A 16,432-nucleotide genomic window follows, 5' to 3' on the forward strand; every position below is an offset into this window, starting at 1 on the left:
CCCGGTCGCGGTGATCGCCGCCAATCAGGTCGGAGGGGGAGTGGTTCTCGGGTTTGCGTCGAAGGGCCCGGGTACCAATCCCCTTTACATTTATGTATGTCAATCTATGGTGTACTCTCCGCGTCGTCAACGTCTCGGGGTCAGGCCCGCGAGGCGGTTGGTTGGGGCCCGCCGTGGCACCCTCCGGGTTCAGGCGGCGGGCGGTGACTCACCGGCCGAGCCGTCCTGGTCTGCCAACTCGGTCGAGGTGAGGGTGGCGCCGATCGCCCGTAGTTGGGCGGTGGCACCGCCCCACCGGAACTCGTGGTGCTTCGCGGCAAGAAAGTAGCGGTGCAGTTGGTGGTCGAGATCGATCCCTACGCCACCATGGAGGTGGACGGCGGTGTGCGCGACCCGGTGTCCGGCGTCGGCGGCCCAGAACTTGGCCGTCGCCACCTCGGTTGGGCAGGGTAGCCCTTCGGCGAGTCGCCAAGCCGCCTGCCAGAGGGTGAGCCGGATCGCCTCGACATCGATGTAGGTGTCGGCGAGCCGCTGCGCCACCGCCTGGAAGGTGCCGATCGGGCGACCGAACTGGATCCGGCTGCGGACGTACTCCGCGGTCAACTCCAGCGCCCGCTCGGTCACCCCGAGCTGGAGGGCGCAGGATCCGATGGTGGCCCGCGTGGTGAGCCAGGCGGCGATGGCGCTGCCGTCCGCGACGGTGCCGAGGAGCCGGTCGTCGGGAAGGGCCACCCGGGCCAGGTCCAGCCAGCCGGCCCCCTCGCCCCCCGCCACCTGCTGCGGCTCCACGGTAACCCCGGGGTCGTCGGGGCAGACGAGGAAGACCGCGGTCCTACGGCCGAACTTGGCCGGGACCAGCACCAGATCGGCGTCCGGTGCGGCCGGCACGGTCGTCTTCGTCCCGGTCAGCACCCAACGGCCGGCGACGCGCTCGGCACCTACCTCGCCCTCCGTGAGGGCGGCGGTCAGGACCATGGCCCCTTCCCGGGCTGGAGTGACCCACCGAGTGACCTGCTGGTCGTCACCGAATGTGGCCAGTCCGGCCGCCGCCGTCACGATGCTGGACAGGTAGGGCACGGGGGCGACGCTCCGGCCCACCTCGATCAGAACGCCGCACTGCTCCATCAGGCCGAGCCCGTCACCGCCCGCCCGGTGGGGCAGCGCGGCGGCGAGCACTCCCGCCGTGGCGAGTTCCCGCCAGAGTGGTCGGTCCAGGCAGGTGTCCTTCGCCTCGAGGTCCCGGAGCCGGTCCGTGGTGACCTGGTCGGTGAGGATCTGCCGGGTCAGCCGGGCGAGGTCGCGGTGGCTCTCACTTGGGGCGAATCTCATGACCACTCCTGCCGTTGGGTGCGCCGACGGGCCGCTGGCAGCCCCAGGCCGACGGTGGCGATGATGTCTCGCTGCACCTCGTTGGTGCCGCCGCCGAAGGTGAGGATCAGGGCGGAGCGGTGTAACCCCTCCACCCGCCCGCGCAGCAAGGCACCGCGGGACCCCTGCCGCACCGTCGCGTTCGTGCCGAGCACCTCCATGAGCAGCCGGTACGCCTCGATGGCGAATTCGGTTCCGTAGACCTTGGTAGCCGAGGCGGCGGCCGGGTCGAGGCCGCTGGCTGACTCGGCGGCGAGTCGCCAGTTGTAGACCTTGAGGAACTCGGCCTTGGCGTGCACCCGGGCCAGGTGCAGCTGGACCCACTCCTGGTCGATGACCCGCTTCCCGCCCGGCAGGGTGGTGGCGAGAGCCCAGTCCCGCACCTCACGTAACGCGTGTCGGATGGGCGCGGCCGAGGTGAGCGCGACCCGCTCGTGGTTGAGCTGGTTGGTGATCAGCGGCCAGCCCCGGTTCTCCGCGCCCACCAGTGCGGAGCGCGGTACCCGGACGTCGGTGTAGTAGGTGGCGCTGGTGGTCGGCCCGGCGACGGTGCGCACCGGAGTCCACGAGAAGCCCGGCGAGTCGGTCGGCACGATGAGGATTGACAGACCCTCGTGCTGGGGGGCCTCCGGTGCCGTGCGGCAGGCCAGCCAGACGTAGTCCGCGTACTGGATGAGGCTGGTCCACATCTTCTGGCCGTTGACCAGATAGGTCTCACCGTCGCGGACCGCGGTGGTGCGCAGGGCGGCCAGGTCGGTGCCCGCCTCCGGCTCGGAGTAGCCGATCGAGAAGTGCAACTCGCCGGCGGCGATCCGGGGCAGGTACTCGGCACGTTGCCGCTCGGTGCCGAAGCGCATCAGCGTCGGTCCGATGGTATTGATGGTCAGGAACGGAACCGGCACCCCCGCGACCGCCGCCTCGTCGGTGAAGATGAGTTGATCCAGCGTGGACCCGTCCCCACCGCCGTACTCCCGGGGCCAGCCGAGCGTCAGCCAGCCATCCTGGCCTAGGCGTCGCACGATGTCGCGGTAGACCTTGCCGTCTCCATACTCGCCATCGCTCATGGCGAGTGCCTCGCGGACTTCGGGGCTCATCAGCTCAGCGAAGTAAGCGCGCAGTCGGGCACGGAGTTGTTGTTGTTCGACCGAGTAGGAGAGGTGCATAGCGCTGCCCCGTTCGGCTAGATTTAGAACGCGTTCTAGCATACTGGAGGAGGCGACGATGAGCGAGGCGTACCTTGTCGACGCGGTGCGCAGCCCGGTGGGGCGGCGCGGTGGTGGGCTGGCCGGGGTGCACCCCGCAGACCTCGGTGGCCAGGTAATCGCGTCCCTACTGGACCGGGTGGGGGTTGACCCGGCCGCGATAGATGACGTCGTGTTCGGCTGCGTGGACACCCTCGGGCCCCAGTCGGGTGACATCGCCCGGACGGCTTGGCTGGCGGCTGGCCTACCGGAGGAGGTGCCCGGGGTGACCGTCGACCGACAGTGTGGCTCGTCCCAACAGGCGGTGCACTTCGCCGCCCAGGCCGTCCTGGCCGGCACCGCAGACCTGGTGGTCGCCGGTGGCGTGCAGAGCATGAGTCAGGTGCCGATCGCGAGTGCGATGGCCCCGCACGGCCCGTACGCCGGCTCCGTCGGGTGGGCGGCTCGCTATGGGGAGGAAGAGATCTCCCAATTCCGCAGCGCAGACCTCATCGCCGCCCGGTGGGGGATCACCCGTCCCGAGATGGAACAGTACGCGTTGCTCAGTCACGAGCGGGCGGTCCGCGCCCGGGAGGCGGGACGATTTGCCGCTGAGATCGTGCCCTGTGCCGGCTGTACGGTCGACGAGTGCCCGCGACCGGATACCTCCCTGGCAGCGATGGCCACCCTTGCCCCACTACGTCCCGACGGTACGACCACCGCGGCTCTCGCCAGCCAACTCGCCGACGCGGCCAGCGTCGTGCTGGTCGCCTCCGAGCGGGGACTTCGGGTGCACGGGCTGTCGCCCCGGGCCCGCGTCCACCATCTCAGCGCCCGGGGCGATGACCCGGTGCTGATGCTGACCGCGCCGATTCGGGCAACCGAGGTCGCGTTGCGGCGGGCCGGGATGACGCTCGACCAGATTGACCTGATCGAGATCAACGAGGCGTTTGCCAGCGTGGTGCTCGCCTGGCTGCGCGAAACCGGTGCGGACCTGGATCGGGTCAATGTCAACGGTGGGGCGATCGCCCTTGGGCATCCGCTCGGTGCGACCGGCGCGCGGCTGATGACCACCCTGCTGCACGAGCTGGAACGCTCCGGCGGTCGGTATGGGTTGCAGACGATGTGCGAGGGGGGCGGCCAGGCGAACGTCACTGTCATTGAGCGGTTGTAAGCCGAGATAGGCAGCCGTCTGCCTCGGCGATGATCCGGTCGATGAGCGCCGCGCACGAGGGCAGGTCGTCGATGAGCCCCACCACCTGTCCGGCGGACATCACCCCGAGGTCGGCTCGGCCGTCCACCATCGCCGCGCGAAGTAGGACCGGGGTGTTGGCGGCCATCAGCGTCTGGGACCAGGAGAGTTCGCGGCTGCGTCGGGCGGCGAAGCCATCCCGAATCAGCGCCGACCACGGCATTGCGGTGCGTCGGCGCAGCGCGAGGGCCCGCCCGAACGCGTTGGCCAGGGTGCTGATCCGTCCCGATCGTTCGAGCCGGTCCACGAACCGGGTCCGGAGGACCCGGTGCGGTACACCGTCGACCTGCGTGGTGACCACCGTGTCGGTGGGGCCGCTGTCGAGATAGGTCTGTTTCACCGCTGCGCCGACGGGGCTGTCGCTGGTCAACAGGAACCGGGTACCCATGGCGATTCCCGCCGCGCCGTAGGCGAGGGCGGATACCAGGCCGCGGCCGTCGAAGAAGCCCCCCGCCGCGACCACCGGTATGTCGACCGCGTCGACCACCTGGGGCAGGAGCAGGCTGGTGGGCACCGGTCCCGTGTGCCCACCACCCTCGCCCCCCTGGACCAGGACGGCGTCCGCCCCCCAACCGGCCACCTTCTCCGCATGCCGGAGGGCGCCGACGGACGGGATGGTGATCACCCCGGCGTCGCGGAGCCGGCTGATGAGGTCGCGGCGCGGCGCGAGCGCGAACGAGACGACCCGGACCGACTCCGCGATGACCAACTCGACCCGCTCCCGCACGTCCGTTGCGTCCGCGCGCAGGTTGACCCCGAATGGCGCGGAGGTACACCGACGCACCTCGTGGATCGCGGAGCGCAACTCGTCGAGGTTCATCGTGGCCGAGGCGATGATGCCGAGGCCGCCAGCCTGGGCTGTCGCCGCGGTCAACCGGGCACCGGAGACATAGCCCATGCCGGTCTGCACGATGGGGTACCGGACGCCGACCAACTCGGTCAACTGGGTGCGCAGTGCCGGGTGCATGGTGGTCTCCCTGTCGGTACCGGGCAGGAACAGCCGGATGGGCGCGTCGGGGATTCACCGACCCAGCTCGTGATCTCGTAACCCAGCCGGATCCAGTCGATCGCGGATGAGTCGCAGCTCGTGATCGTTGGGGGTCCTGGTCTCCGGTACGTGATCCGGCAGCTGCAACGGGAAGCCGGTCGCGGCCACGACCTCGTCCACGCTGACGCCGGGGTGTACCGAGCGCAACCGCATCGCCCGATCCGGTGACTGGAAGTCGAGGACCGCCTTGTCCGTCACCACCATCCGGATCTCGTGGAACCGGTTGCCCGGGGGCCCGAGGGCGGCGGCCTGGTCGTAGCCGATGCCGCAGACCACGTCGACCCGGTCCACGAAGACCCGTCGGGTGTGGCGGGGCACCCAGTAGCTGGTGGGATGGTTGATGGTGTTCCCCGGGGCGCCGCGTACGCCGAGCAGCTGGGTGGTGGGCTGTGTCCAGGAGCCGATGCAGGAGATGTTCTGGTTGCCGTACCGGTCCAGCTGGCTGGCCCCCATCATCATGTGGCGACGCCCGGCAGCGGCGATGCCGAGCACCGCTCGGTAGGGCAGCCACCCCTCGGCCCCGTCGTCGCCGACCAGCCCGGCCTCGCCGTCGCTGAGCACCAGGTCGGGAGCGAAGGTCCGGCGGGCCAACTGGGCGGCCAGGCGGGGGACCAGTCCGATGGAGCTGGCCAGGATCTCGCCATCGCCCCGCCACGCTTCGGCGCAGGCGACGATGCAGACCTCGACCCGGCTGGCCCCGGTCACGACACGGCTCGCTGGTAGTGGGCCTCATCCGCATCGAGATACCGAGCCCGGAAGCGGTCCCATGCCTGCGGGCTGGCAGCGGATTCCGCGTACTCACGCTGGAACGCCTCGTCGCGGTCGTAGTCCGGTACGCAGCTGGTGAAGTGCGCGCCATGCGGGGTCTCGAGGACGCCGTTGACCATCATGCGGCTGATCAGGAGGCTCTGCACTGGGCCGCCGGAGCGCAGCTCGGCCGGGTCGACCAACCGCTCGCAGGAGATGAAGCTCCGGGCAGCGGCGAGGCAGAAGAGATCGTCGAAGTACGGGTCCGGGCCCAGGTACTGGCCATTGCCCTGGCGGTCGGCCCGGTTCAGGTGCACGAACGCAACATCCAGGGTGAGGGCCGGTACCGCCACCAGCTCCTCGCCGTCGGAGTAGGGGGACCGCACCGTACGGAGTTCGGGGTTTATTCGCAGGACATCGGAGCCCAGCCCGGCGCGGATCGGTAGGTAGGGAAGTCGCCGCGCGGCGGCGAGCAGCCCCCAGTGCAGCATTCCCTCGTCCAGCTCGGTCAGCTCGACGGCACCCAGCTGCCGGGCGCGCCGGAAGTGGGGCTCGAGGGGGATGCTGTCGAGGGAGACGAACCCGGTCACCACTCGCCGCACCCGCCCCGCCGCCACCAACAGGCCGATGTCGGGGCCGCCGTAGGACACGATGGTGAGATCGGTGAGGGCGGACCGGGCGATGGCGCGGACCAGCGCCATCGGCTTCCGTCGTGACCCCCAACCCCCGATGCCGATCGTCATGCCGGAGCGCAGCTCGCCGACTACCTCCGCGATGCTCATTACCTTGTCGGCCATGGGTCAGGCCACCCTCCCTCGTCGATCGGTCAGTGCTTGCCTCGGTCGAAGAAGCTCTGTCTCGCCCGGTCGGAAACGCCCGCGAGATTCAGCTCGTAGGTGAAGCCCTGCTCGTAGCGGTAGGACCGTCGGAGGTCGATGGGGTCGATCCCGTTGAGTGACTCCTTTGCCCGACGAATGATGACCGGGTCCTTGGCCGCGATCTCCTCGGCCACCAAGCGAGCCGTGGCCGCCAGTTGCTCCCGTGGCACCACCTCGAGCACCGACCCGAAGTCCCGCAGTTGCGGTGCGGTGATCTGCCGGCAGGTGTAGACCATCGCCCGCATGAGTTGCTGCGGCACCAGCCGGGACAGGTGCGTCGCTGCGCCCAACGCACCCCGGTCCACCTCTGGTAGACCGAAGGTGGCATCGTCGGCGGCCACCACGATGTCGGCGGTGCCGGCGAGGCCGACACCGCCACCGAGGCAGAAGCCGTGGACGGCTGCCACGACTGGCACCGGACACTCGTAGACGGCGGCGAAGGCGGCGTAGCAGCCCCGGTTGACGCCGATCAGCGCCGCGTGGTCGGTGCTGTGCTGGAGCTCCTTGAGGTCCACGCCGGCACAGAATCCGCGCCCCTCGGCGCTGAGGATCACGGCCGCCACAGTGGGGCTGGCAGCAGCGGTGTGGATGGCGTCGGCCAGTGCGAACCAGTCGTCGCTCGCCAGGGCGTTGACCGGGGGGATGGCGATGACCACCTCGCTGATCCGTTCGTCGCCGCGAATGTCGATGCCCATCGTTGATGCCTCCAGCTCCACCGGCTGCTCCGGAACGGAATCCACCGTCTGCTCCGAACGGATAGCGACACGCATGGCCAGCCCGAACGCCGTCCAGACAGCTGCCATGAACCTAGCGCTTGCTTGGCAGAAAGCTATCACGAAGCCGAGCTGTGTATCGATGCCTCACCCGGAGCCTGGCAGTGCCCACGGGTTCGGCGTATCCTGCCGAGAAATAGAACAGGTTATACCTGGTTGCTGTGGAGGGTGGGCATGGTTCTCTCGATTAAGTCACGACGGGACGCGGTGGGACTGACCCGGGGGGAACTGCTCCTCGCCGGTGACTGGCGGCCGTCGCGGGACGACCGGACGTGGGTGCACCTACATCCGGCGACGGGTGAGGAGGTGGGGAGGTTCGCGGTCGCGGACGCCGCCGACGTGGACATCGCCGTCCGAGCCGCCCGAACTGCGTTCGACGAGGGGCCCTGGCCCCACAGCCGGGCGAAGGAGCGCATCCGGGTGCTGCGGCGGACCGCTGACCTCATCCGGGAGCACGCCGATGAACTGCTTGCGCTCCAGGCGCTCGACAACAGTGTTCCGTTGAGCTTTGGTGACGCCTATGCGGTGTCGGCCGAGTGTGCGGCCGACATTTTTGATCACCATGCTGGCTGGGTCGACAAACTCGCTGGCGAGACGCTGCCGCCCTACCAGGGGGGTGACCACATGGTGTTCACCCTGCGCGAGCCGATCGGGGTGGTGGCGGCGGTCATCCCATGGAATGCGCCCCTCCTACTGGCGGCGCAGAAGCTCGCGCCGGCGTTGGCCACCGGGTGCACCGTGGTGCTGAAGCCGTCGGAGTACGCCACCTTCGCCGTACTGCGACTGGTGCGGATTCTCGAGGAGGCCGGGGTTCCTCCGGGCGTGCTCAACGTGGTGACCGGGCCCGGGGAGACCACCGGCGAGGCGCTGGTCACCCACCCACTGGTAGACAAGATCACCTTCACCGGCAGTCGTGCTGTGGGCCGGCGCATCCTGCATGCTGCGGCGGACAGAATCACCAGGGTGAGTCTGGAGCTCGGGGGAAAGAGCCCATCGATTGTCTTCGCCGATGCCGACATCTACGCCGCCGCGGCACTGACCATGGGAACAGTCACGGTGGGACTGTCGGGCCAGGTCTGTGTGGCCCACACTCGAGCGCTGGTCCAGCGGGAGGTCTACGACGACTTCCTCTCAATCGCCGCCGGTGCGACCGCCCTGGTGAACTACGGAGATCCCTTCGACGCCGAGACCACCGCCTCTCCGCTGATCAACACGCGGCAGCTGGACCGCGTGCTCGGCTATGTCGGGAAGGGACAGGAGGAGGGGGCTCGCCTGGTCTGCGGTGGCGAACGGGTTGGCGGAGAGCTGGCTGCCGGCAACTTCGTGACGCCGGCGCTCTTCGCCGACGTGGCCAGCGACATGACCATCGCCCGGGAGGAGATCTTCGGCCCGGTGCTTGGGGTGACGCCGTTCACCGATGAGCAGGAGGCGGTACGCCTGGCGAACGACACCGAGTACGGACTCGCCGCCACGGTGTGGACCAGCGATGTGAAGCGTGCCATGCGGCTGACCCGAGCCGTGCGGGCCGGAACCGTCGGCGTCAACGGCTATCAGGTAGAGCCCCATGCGGCCTTTGGCGGATTCGGCCAGTCCGGCCTCGGACGGGAGGGCGGGCGCGGCTCGGCGGAGTCATTCACCGAGGTGAAGACCGTCCTCCTGCCCACCACGGATGAGCTCATGTAGGTGGCGGGCGTCGTCGCCGACCCGGCATGGTGTCCTGGTCGGCGACCGGCGGCAGTTGCTGTGGCAGGGCGGCGGCGATCGATGATCGCCGCCGCCCTGCCGCACCCGCGGTGGGCTACCGGCTCTCGCCGAATGTGGTCGCCGCCAGCGGCAGGGTGGCCTCGCAGGCGTAGCCCGTTCCGGAGGCATGCTCGCCGAAGAGGGGTCCCAGGGCGTCGTGGAGGGCGGTGGGCGACCAGGACTCGCCATCGGTGTGGAAACTTGCGCGCACGGTGGGTGGGGCCAGCACCGCGGCCACGCCCCCGTGGATCACGAAGACCTCGCCGTTGATCGGACCTCCGGCCGGGCTCGCGAGGTACCGCACGAGCGGTGCGACGTGCGTTGGGGACAACGGATCGGTCGCATCCTCGGGGGAGGGTCCCATGAGCTCGCTGGTCATCGCCGTGCGCGCTCGTGGGCAGATGGCATTGGCCCGGACACCGTAGCGGGCGCAGCTCCGCGCGGTCGCGACGGTGAGCGCCACAACGCCGGCTTTCGCGGCGGCGTAGTTCGGCTGCCCGGGCGAGCCGAGCAGAAACGCCTCCGAGGAGGTGTTGATGATCCGGCCGTACACCGGGGTGCCGAGTGCCTTGCTGCGTTCGCGCCAGTAGGCGGTGGCGAAGCGGGTGGTGACGAAGTGTCCCCGCAGGTGCACCCGCAGGACGAGGTCCCACTCCTGCGCCGACATCGTGAAGACCATCCGATCGCGGAGGACGCCGGCGTTGTTGACCAGGATGTCCAGCCGGCCGTAGGTGTCGAGGGCGGCTTTCAGGAGGGACTCACCGGTGGACCAGTCGCCGATGTCGCCGGTGCACACCGTCGCCTCGCCGCCCGCCGCCTTGATCTCGGCGGCCACCGCCGTGACGGCGTCGCCGGGAAGGTCGTTGAGGATGAGCCGGGCCCCGCCTGCCGCCAACTCGAGGGCTTCTGCGCGCCCCAAACCGTTACCGGCCCCGGTCACGATCGCGGCCGTGCCGTCCAGTGTGAACTGCTGATCTGTCATTGGTGCTCCCTCGTCCGCGGGCAGTCGTAGCTCCGCCGGGCACATTGGTTGACCAATCGCTTGCTTGGGAGCGTATCAGCTTCTCGTTGGCTTCGCCCGGGGAGATCGATCCGCCGGTGACCCCCCAGTCGACCCATTCTCCGGAGCGAGAATGCCGTCGAAGATCAGGTGAATTACCGCGTCGGCAATCTGGTCGGCATGCCAGCCGTTACTGCCGTTCTGCCCCCACCGCGTCGGTATCCACAACACGTCCCGCAGGAGCCGGTAGGTCAGCTTGGTGTCCAGATCGGAGCAAAAGAGCCCGCTCTGCTTCCCCCGCTCCAACTGGTCTACCCAGAGGTGTTCGATCTCCCGGGTGGCGTCGCGCAGATAGTCGAAGCGGGGTACGGCGCGGAAGTGGTTCCAGTCGTTCTGCAGCATGGTCAGGGCGGCGCGATGTCGGGCCAGCGTCGCCGCGCTGGAGCGTACGAACTGCTCGATCGTGCGGCGGGGGTCGTACGTGTCGGCGACCGCCTCGCGGTAGCCGGTGAGCACCTCGTTGAGGAAGTCGGAGAGGAGCTCGTCCCCGATCGACTCCTTGGAGTCGAAGTGGTGGTAGAGGCTGCCGGAGAGGATTCCGGCCGCGTCGGCGATCTCCCGCACGGTGGTGGCTCGGAAGCCCTTCTCGGCGAACAGTTCCCCGGCCAAGCGTACGAGGTGGGTGCGACGCTCTGACGGCAGGCCCGCGCTGCTGGCTTTCTTTGTGGTCACGGGTCGAATTATGCCGGTCGCCCCGGCTGCGCCCCAGCCGCTTGCCCGGGCCCCTGTCAACCCCTAGGCTAGAACAGGTTTCACTTTTGGAGGTGACTTCGTGCGGGCGGCGATCTTTCACACGGTGGGCGACGACAAGGTCGAGATTCGCGATGACGTGACGGTGCTCGGGCCGGACGCGGGTGAGGTCCGGATCCGGGTTCGAGCGGCCGGGGTGTGTCACTCCGACCGCTCAACGCGCGAGGGGGTGCTGCCACACCCGATGCCCGTGGTGCTGGGGCACGAGGCATCCGGCGATGTCATCGCGGTCGGCGATGGCGTGGAGGACCTGGCCGAGGGGGACCGGGTCGTGGTCAACTGGCTACCCGCGTGTGGGTCCTGCTCCTCCTGCGCCCGGGGGGAGCCCTACCTGTGCTTGACCAATGTGCTGGCCGGCTACGCCCAGCCGCGGTTCCTGGCCGGCGAGACCCCGGTCTTCGCGATGGCCGGGTGTGGCGCCTTTGCCGAGGAGATCGTTATTCCCCGTGCCGGCGCCGTGAAGGTGGCCCCCGATGTGCCGTACGAGGTGGCCGCGCTGGTCGGCTGCGGCGTGATGACCGGCGTTGGCGCCGTGATCAACACGGCCCGGGTCGAGCCCGGTGCCGCCGTCGCGGTGATCGGCTGCGGCGGCGTGGGTATTGCTGCGATCCAGGGCGCGCGGCTCGCCGGTGCGGCCGTCATCGTCGCGGTCGACACGGTGGAGGCCAAACAGCAGACCGCGCTGCGGTTCGGGGCGACCCACGGATGTGGCCCGGAGGCTTTGGGTGAGCTGTCAGTTCAGCTCACTGACGGTGAGGGCTTCGACACTGTCTTCGACGTGGTGGCTGCGCCGCAGACGCTGCGTACGGCGTGGACTGCGGCACGTCGGGGTGGGGCGGTGGTGGTCGTGGGTGCCGGTCGCTCCGATCAGCAGGTCACGTTCAGTCCCTTCGAGCTGTTGTTCGAGGGGAAGAGCATCACTTCCTCGCTCTACGGTGCGTCGCAGGCGCCGCGAGACTTTGACCGGATGTTTGACCTCTGGCGGGCTGGCCGACTCGACCTGAGTGCGATGATTACGCACCGGCTGCGGCTGGAGGAGGTCGGGGACGCCCTCGCCGCTCTCGGCCGCGGCGACGTGATTCGTCAGGTCATCTGTTACGACGGCGCCAGTTGACCCGCCGGTGTGATTGACTCGGCGACTCCGGTGGCCCACCGCCGCGGCGGCGCGGGCCGCAGTCAGGTGGGCCAACCGGGGTCGGGTGATCGGCTGGACGGGTGCTCAGCCCACCACTTCAGCGACCTGGCGTAGCTGCTGGGCGTTGCCCTGGACCAGCAGCGTCGTGACCACGGTCTCGCGCCACCGCTGCAGCTCGTCGCGGACCTTGGCGACCGGGCCGATCAGGGCGATGTCCTCCACCAGCGCGGTCGGCACGGCGGCGGTGGCCCGCTTCTTGTCGCCCGCCAGGTACGCCTCGGTGATAACGTCGCATTCCTTTTCGTAGCCGAGGCGGGCGAAGACATCCCGGTGGAAGTTGACTGACTTGGCTCCCATGCCGCCCACGTAGAGCGCGACGAAGGGTCGGAGCCGATCCGCCGCCCGCTCGATGTCGTCGTGGACGACGATCGGTACGGTCGCGGCGACCTCGAATGTGTCCAGGTCGCGGCGGGCGCCGGGGCGGGCGAAGCCCTCGGCCAGGGCGGCCCGGTAGAAGCTGTCCGCCTTGGGGGAGAAGAAGATCGGGAGCCAGCCATCGGCGATCTCGGCGGCTAGGGCGACGTTCTTCGGCCCCTCAGCGCCGAGGAAGATCGGGATGTCGGCGCGCAGCGGGTGGACAGTGGACTTCAGTGGCTTACCCAGCCCGGTGCCGCCGCGATGCGGTAGCTGGAAGAAGTCGCCGTCGTACGTAACCGGCTCGGACCGGGCGAGGACGGCGCGGATGATTTCGATGTACTCCCGGGTGCGGGCCAGCGGACGCGGATAGGGCTGGCCGTACCATCCCTCCACGACCTGCGGGCCGGACACGCCGAGCCCGAGGACGAAGCGGCCCCCGGAGAGGTGGTCGAGGGTGAGCGCGGCCATCGCCGCGGCGGTCGGAGTGCGGGCCGACATCTGCATGATGTTGGTGCCCAGGCGGACCGTGGAGGTGCTCGCTCCCCACCACGCGAGTGGGGTGAGGCAGTCCGATCCGTACGCCTCGGCGGCCCAGACGGAGTCGAAGCCGAGTCGGTCGGCCTCGGCGATAGCCGCCGTGACGCCCTCGGGCGGCCCGGAGGACCAGTAGCCGGTCGTGTAGCCAAGCTTCATGGGGGTGTCCTTCCAGGTCCCCGGGAGTCCCGGGTGCGGGGGAAGCCGGTGGGGGCCGTCTCGCTCCGCGTGGTGACGGTGGGCAGGGTGACGATGGGCAGGATCGACGGTCGGGAGAACTGCCGCCGATAATCCACAACAGGAATAGTCATATCATTGAGTATGGTTCGGGGGAAGGGTCGGCGACGCGGTGCCGGCCCGCCGAATTCCGTCCTCACCCGGAGCGGGAGGTGTGGCCATGGCGCTGCGGCACGCGGTGTTGGCGGCGCTGCTCGATGGAGAGTACAGCGGCTATCAGCTGGCCAAAATCTTCGATGTTTCCTGCTCCAACTTCTGGTACGCGGTACCCCAGCAGCTCTACGCCGAGTTGACCAGGCTGGAACGGGCGGGGTTGATCACTGGTCGCCAGGTCATCCAGCACGACCGCCCCAACAAGCGGCTGTTCACGGTCACCCCCGCCGGCCTCGCCGAACTGGCCGCCTTCGCCGCCGTGCCGTCGAAGCCGTCGTCGACCCGGGAGGACCTGCTCGTCGTGGTCCAGGCCGTGGACCGACTCGACCCGGCACCGGTCATCGCCCAGCTCGAGGAGCGGGCGGTCATCGCCGCCGCCAAGGTGGAACTCTTCGACCGGATGCTCCGGCAGCTGCGCGGTGACCTGACCGAGGAGACGTTCCTGCGCGAGAGCAACCGGATCGGGCCGTACCTCACCTGCCTGCGGGGGCGTCGCTTCGAGCAGGAAAATCGCGAATGGTGTCTGCAGGTTGCGGCGCTGCTCCGCGCTCGTGCCCCGGTGTCGCGCTGACCTGCCGGTGCCGGGCTACCCTCCGGCCCGGCCACCAGCACGGGGCGGGGCACTGCCGGTCGGTCAGCCACGCCGGGCAGTATTCGACCAAGCCGGCGTGCCGGGGCAGTGCGGCGTGGAATGGTGAGAGCCATGAAGCGGGACCGGGATGAGATTTTCGTCGAGTACACAAAGTCGATCTGCCCGGTCTGCAAGGTGGTTGTCGACGGACAGGTCAACCTCCGCGACGACAAGGTCTACCTGCGGAAGCGCTGTCCGGAGCACGGCCAGTTCGAGGCGTTGGTGTACGGCGACGCGCGGATGTACCTCGACAGCGCCCGATTCAACAAGCCCGGCACGATCCCGCTGACCTTCCAGACCGAGGTGCGCGACGGTTGCCCGGCGGACTGCGGGCTGTGTCCGGAACACAAGCAGCATGCCTGTCTGGGCATCATCGAGGTCAACACCGGCTGTAACCTCGACTGCCCGATCTGCTTCGCCGACTCCGGTCACCAGCCCGACGGGTACGCCATCAGCCTGGCGCAGTGCGAGCGGATGCTCGACGTCTTCGTGGCGAGTGAGGGCGAGGCCGAGGTGGTGATGTTCTCCGGTGGAGAGCCCACCATCCACCGGCAGATCCTAGACTTCGTGGACGCCGCCCAGGTCCGCCCGATTCGGGCCGTCAACCTCAACACCAACGGAATCCGGCTCGCCAGCGACCGGAGGTTCGTGGCAGCGCTCGGCGAACGGAACCGTCCCGGCCGGGCGGTCAACATCTACCTGCAGTTCGACGGGTTCGACGAGCGAACACACCGGGAGATCCGGGGTCGGGACCTGCGTGAGATCAAGCAGCGCGCGTTGGACAACTGCGCCGAGGCCGGCCTGACCGTCACCCTGGTGGCCGCGGTCGAACGGGGGCTCAACGAGCACGAACTCGGCGCCATCATCAGCCACGGCCTGGCGCACCCGGCGGTGCGGAGCGTCTCGTTCCAGCCGGTCACCCACTCCGGCCGGCACACGCCCTTTGACCCGCTGACCCGGCTGACCAACTCCGACATCATTCACCTCGTCGCGCGGCAGCGGCCCGACTGGTTCCGGGCCGAGGACTTCTTCCCGGTGCCGTGCTGCTTCCCGACCTGCCGGTCGATCACCTATCTGCTCACCTCGGGCACGCCCGGCGCCGAGGATTTCGGGGTGGTGCCGATTCCCCGGCTGCTCGACGTGGCGGACCATCTCGACTACGTCACCAACCGGGTGGTGCCGGACCCCGCTGTCCGGGAAGCACTGGAGAAGCTGTGGTCTGCGTCGGCGTTCATGGGCACCGACACGACCAAGGTGCGCCTCGCCCAGACCGCCGCGGCGCTGGACTGTGCCGACGCCTGCGGCGTCAACCTACCCGAGGCGGTGGCGAACCTGACCGACCGGGCCTTCATGATCGTGATCCAGGACTTCCAGGACCCGTACACCCTCAATGTGCGGCAGCTGATGAAGTGTTGCGTCGAGGAGATCACCCCGGATGGCAGACTGATCCCGTTCTGCGCCTACAACTCGGTCGGCTACCGGGAACAGGTCCGCGAGCAGATGTCCGGGGTGCCGGTCGCCGACGTGGTGCCCAACGCACTCGCGCTCCGCTCGATGATCACCGACTCTCCGTACGGGTCGAAGGTCGCCCAGCACCCGGACGGCGGCGTCGCCGCCGGACGGCGGGTGGCGCGGGACGCCACCAACGTCGGGCGGCGGATCCGGTGACGAGGAGTGAGCCCGCAGCGGATCCGAAGGGCTGCTGCGCCGCGGCTTACGGTTCGGACCTGGTCGCCCTGCTCCTCGGCGAGGCGTACCATCCCGGTGGTTCGTCGCTGACCCGCCGACTCGCCGCCCGACTGGGCCTGACCACCGGCGAACGCGTACTCGATGTGGCGAGCGGACGAGGCGCCAGCGCGCTGCTGCTGGCGTCCGAGTACGGCTGCACGGTGACCGGTGTGGACCTCGCCGGCTCCAACGTCGCGGTGGCCACCCGGGTGGCCCGGTCCGTTGGGCTCGCCGACCAGGTGCGGTTCCGGCGGGGAGACGCCGAGCGGCTGGCTGTCGACTCGCATTCGGTTGAGGTGGTGGTCTGCGAATGCGCCTTCTGCACCTTCCCCGACAAGCCCACCGCAGCGGGGGAACTGGCCCGGGTGCTGGTCCCGGGCGGTCAACTCGGGCTGGCCGATGTTGTCGCCGTCCCCGACCGGCTGCCCCCCGAACTGACCGGGTTGGGAGCGTGGATCGCCTGCGTTGCCGATGCGCGCCCCCTCGATGAGTACGTCGCCCTGTTGGCGGGCGCAGGACTGACGACAACCCACACCGAACGGCACGACTCCGCGGTCACCACGATGATCGACCAGATCGAGGCGCGCCTGACCGTGCTGCGGCTGACCGCCGCGGATCAGGCGGCGGCGCTCGGCTTGGACTTCGACCGGGCCCCGGCGGTCTTGGCCGCGGCCCGGGCCGCGGTCGCCGACGGTGCGCTCGGCTACGCCCTCCTGACGGCCAGGAAACCGGGCTCTGGCCCGGGCTGAAGTTCCCGGCTCGTGGTGCAGCGTGGCGTCCGGTTTCGTCGTAGCCGG

The 16,432-nt window shown here is 69.3% G+C and carries 16 protein-coding genes; 6 read left to right on the forward strand and 10 right to left on the reverse strand.

The annotated features are described in order from the left end of the window. Nucleotides 1–189 precede the first annotated feature (189 nt). Nucleotides 190–1,329, reverse strand: a complete 1,140-nt coding sequence (locus tag T398_RS09240; RefSeq protein ID WP_496445916.1) for an acyl-CoA dehydrogenase family protein — start codon at nt 1,327–1,329, stop codon at nt 190–192. After that, nucleotides 1,326–2,531: an acyl-CoA dehydrogenase family protein gene (locus tag T398_RS09245; RefSeq protein WP_496446026.1), complete on the reverse strand. Its 1,206-nt coding sequence runs from the start codon at nt 2,529–2,531 to the stop codon at nt 1,326–1,328. Before T398_RS09245 ends, T398_RS09240 begins: the two co-directional genes overlap by 4 nt. 58 nt (nt 2,532–2,589) lie before the next feature. Between T398_RS09245 and T398_RS09250 the strand changes: the two genes are divergently transcribed. Continuing rightward, nucleotides 2,590–3,723: an acetyl-CoA C-acetyltransferase gene (locus T398_RS09250; protein WP_496445917.1), complete on the forward strand. Its 1,134-nt coding sequence runs from the start codon at nt 2,590–2,592 to the stop codon at nt 3,721–3,723. On the opposite strand, the gene T398_RS09255 is transcribed toward T398_RS09250, so the two are convergent. From T398_RS09255 to T398_RS09270, 4 genes are read right to left on the reverse strand one after another with little or no spacing between them, the layout of a single operon-like run. After that, on the reverse strand, nt 3,707–4,795 hold the full coding sequence (locus T398_RS09255; RefSeq protein WP_496446027.1) for an NAD(P)H-dependent flavin oxidoreductase: 1,089 nt from the start codon (nt 4,793–4,795) through the stop codon (nt 3,707–3,709). The genes T398_RS09250 and T398_RS09255 overlap by 17 nt on opposite strands. 27 nt (nt 4,796–4,822) lie before the next feature. After that, nucleotides 4,823–5,554: a CoA-transferase subunit beta gene (locus tag T398_RS09260; RefSeq protein ID WP_496445918.1), complete on the reverse strand. Its 732-nt coding sequence runs from the start codon at nt 5,552–5,554 to the stop codon at nt 4,823–4,825. Next, nucleotides 5,551–6,393 carry a CoA transferase subunit A gene (locus T398_RS09265; RefSeq protein ID WP_496445919.1) on the reverse strand — a complete coding sequence of 281 codons (843 nt, stop codon included), beginning with the start codon at nt 6,391–6,393 and terminating at the stop codon, nt 5,551–5,553. Before T398_RS09265 ends, T398_RS09260 begins: the two co-directional genes overlap by 4 nt. 29 nt (nt 6,394–6,422) lie before the next feature. Next, complete coding sequence (locus T398_RS09270; RefSeq protein ID WP_496446028.1) at nt 6,423–7,169, reverse strand: enoyl-CoA hydratase family protein; 747 nt, start codon at nt 7,167–7,169, stop codon at nt 6,423–6,425. 252 nt (nt 7,170–7,421) lie between these two features. Between T398_RS09270 and T398_RS09275 the strand changes: the two genes are divergently transcribed. After that, nucleotides 7,422–8,930, forward strand: a complete 1,509-nt coding sequence (locus T398_RS09275) for an aldehyde dehydrogenase family protein (RefSeq protein ID WP_496445920.1) — start codon at nt 7,422–7,424, stop codon at nt 8,928–8,930. A 115-nt stretch (nt 8,931–9,045) separates the two neighbouring features. On the opposite strand, the gene T398_RS09280 is transcribed toward T398_RS09275, so the two are convergent. Beyond that, nucleotides 9,046–9,972 carry an SDR family NAD(P)-dependent oxidoreductase gene (locus T398_RS09280; RefSeq protein ID WP_496445921.1) on the reverse strand — a complete coding sequence of 309 codons (927 nt, stop codon included), beginning with the start codon at nt 9,970–9,972 and terminating at the stop codon, nt 9,046–9,048. 75 nt (nt 9,973–10,047) lie between these two features. Continuing rightward, complete coding sequence (locus T398_RS09285) at nt 10,048–10,722, reverse strand: TetR/AcrR family transcriptional regulator (RefSeq protein ID WP_496445922.1); 675 nt, start codon at nt 10,720–10,722, stop codon at nt 10,048–10,050. Nucleotides 10,723–10,822: 100 nt separating this feature from the next. Here T398_RS09285 and T398_RS09290 point away from each other — a divergent pair, with 100 nt between their 5' ends. Further along, nucleotides 10,823–11,914, forward strand: a complete 1,092-nt coding sequence (locus T398_RS09290; protein WP_496445923.1) for a Zn-dependent alcohol dehydrogenase — start codon at nt 10,823–10,825, stop codon at nt 11,912–11,914. Between the two features lie 105 nt (nt 11,915–12,019). Here T398_RS09290 and T398_RS09295 read toward each other — a convergent pair whose 3' ends face one another. Next, a complete protein-coding gene (locus T398_RS09295) occupies nt 12,020–13,045 on the reverse strand; it encodes an LLM class F420-dependent oxidoreductase (RefSeq protein WP_496445924.1) in 1,026 nt (341 codons plus the stop codon). Continuing rightward, nucleotides 13,042–13,197, reverse strand: coding sequence for a hypothetical protein (locus tag T398_RS09300; protein ID WP_496445925.1), 156 nt, complete (start codon nt 13,195–13,197; stop codon nt 13,042–13,044). Before T398_RS09300 ends, T398_RS09295 begins: the two co-directional genes overlap by 4 nt. A gap of 86 nt (nt 13,198–13,283) precedes the next feature. On the opposite strand from T398_RS09300, the gene T398_RS09305 reads away from it, so the two are divergent. The 3 genes from T398_RS09305 (at nt 13,284) to T398_RS09315 (ending at nt 16,384) form a co-directional block, all read left to right on the forward strand. Continuing rightward, nucleotides 13,284–13,847, forward strand: a complete 564-nt coding sequence (locus T398_RS09305) for a PadR family transcriptional regulator (protein ID WP_496445926.1) — start codon at nt 13,284–13,286, stop codon at nt 13,845–13,847. Nucleotides 13,848–13,979: 132 nt separating this feature from the next. Further along, nucleotides 13,980–15,575 carry a radical SAM protein gene (locus T398_RS09310; protein ID WP_496445927.1) on the forward strand — a complete coding sequence of 532 codons (1,596 nt, stop codon included), beginning with the start codon at nt 13,980–13,982 and terminating at the stop codon, nt 15,573–15,575. After that, nucleotides 15,572–16,384, forward strand: a complete 813-nt coding sequence (locus tag T398_RS09315; protein WP_496445928.1) for a class I SAM-dependent methyltransferase — start codon at nt 15,572–15,574, stop codon at nt 16,382–16,384. Before T398_RS09310 ends, T398_RS09315 begins: the two co-directional genes overlap by 4 nt. Nucleotides 16,385–16,432 lie beyond the last annotated feature (48 nt).

Source organism: Salinispora goodfellowii (assembly GCF_059570675.1).

Bases quoted from the DNA above. Each gene is read 5' to 3' on its own strand.
- T398_RS09250 (WP_496445917.1), top strand. From the start codon at position 2,590: ATGAGCGAGGCGTACCTTGTCGACGCGGTGCGCAGCCCGGTGGGGCGG.
- T398_RS09265 (WP_496445919.1), bottom strand. From the start codon at position 6,393: ATGGCCGACAAGGTAATGAGCATCGCGGAGGTAGTCGGCGAGCTGCGC.
- T398_RS09275 (WP_496445920.1), top strand. From the start codon at position 7,422: ATGGTTCTCTCGATTAAGTCACGACGGGACGCGGTGGGACTGACCCGG.
- T398_RS09240 (WP_496445916.1), bottom strand. From the start codon at position 1,329: ATGAGATTCGCCCCAAGTGAGAGCCACCGCGACCTCGCCCGGCTGACC.
- T398_RS09295 (WP_496445924.1), bottom strand. From the start codon at position 13,045: ATGAAGCTTGGCTACACGACCGGCTACTGGTCCTCCGGGCCGCCCGAG.
- T398_RS09310 (WP_496445927.1), top strand. From the start codon at position 13,980: ATGAAGCGGGACCGGGATGAGATTTTCGTCGAGTACACAAAGTCGATC.
- T398_RS09300 (WP_496445925.1), bottom strand. From the start codon at position 13,197: ATGACTATTCCTGTTGTGGATTATCGGCGGCAGTTCTCCCGACCGTCG.
- T398_RS09280 (WP_496445921.1), bottom strand. From the start codon at position 9,972: ATGACAGATCAGCAGTTCACACTGGACGGCACGGCCGCGATCGTGACC.
- T398_RS09305 (WP_496445926.1), top strand. From the start codon at position 13,284: ATGGCGCTGCGGCACGCGGTGTTGGCGGCGCTGCTCGATGGAGAGTAC.
- T398_RS09270 (WP_496446028.1), bottom strand. From the start codon at position 7,169: ATGGGCATCGACATTCGCGGCGACGAACGGATCAGCGAGGTGGTCATC.
- T398_RS09245 (WP_496446026.1), bottom strand. From the start codon at position 2,531: ATGCACCTCTCCTACTCGGTCGAACAACAACAACTCCGTGCCCGACTG.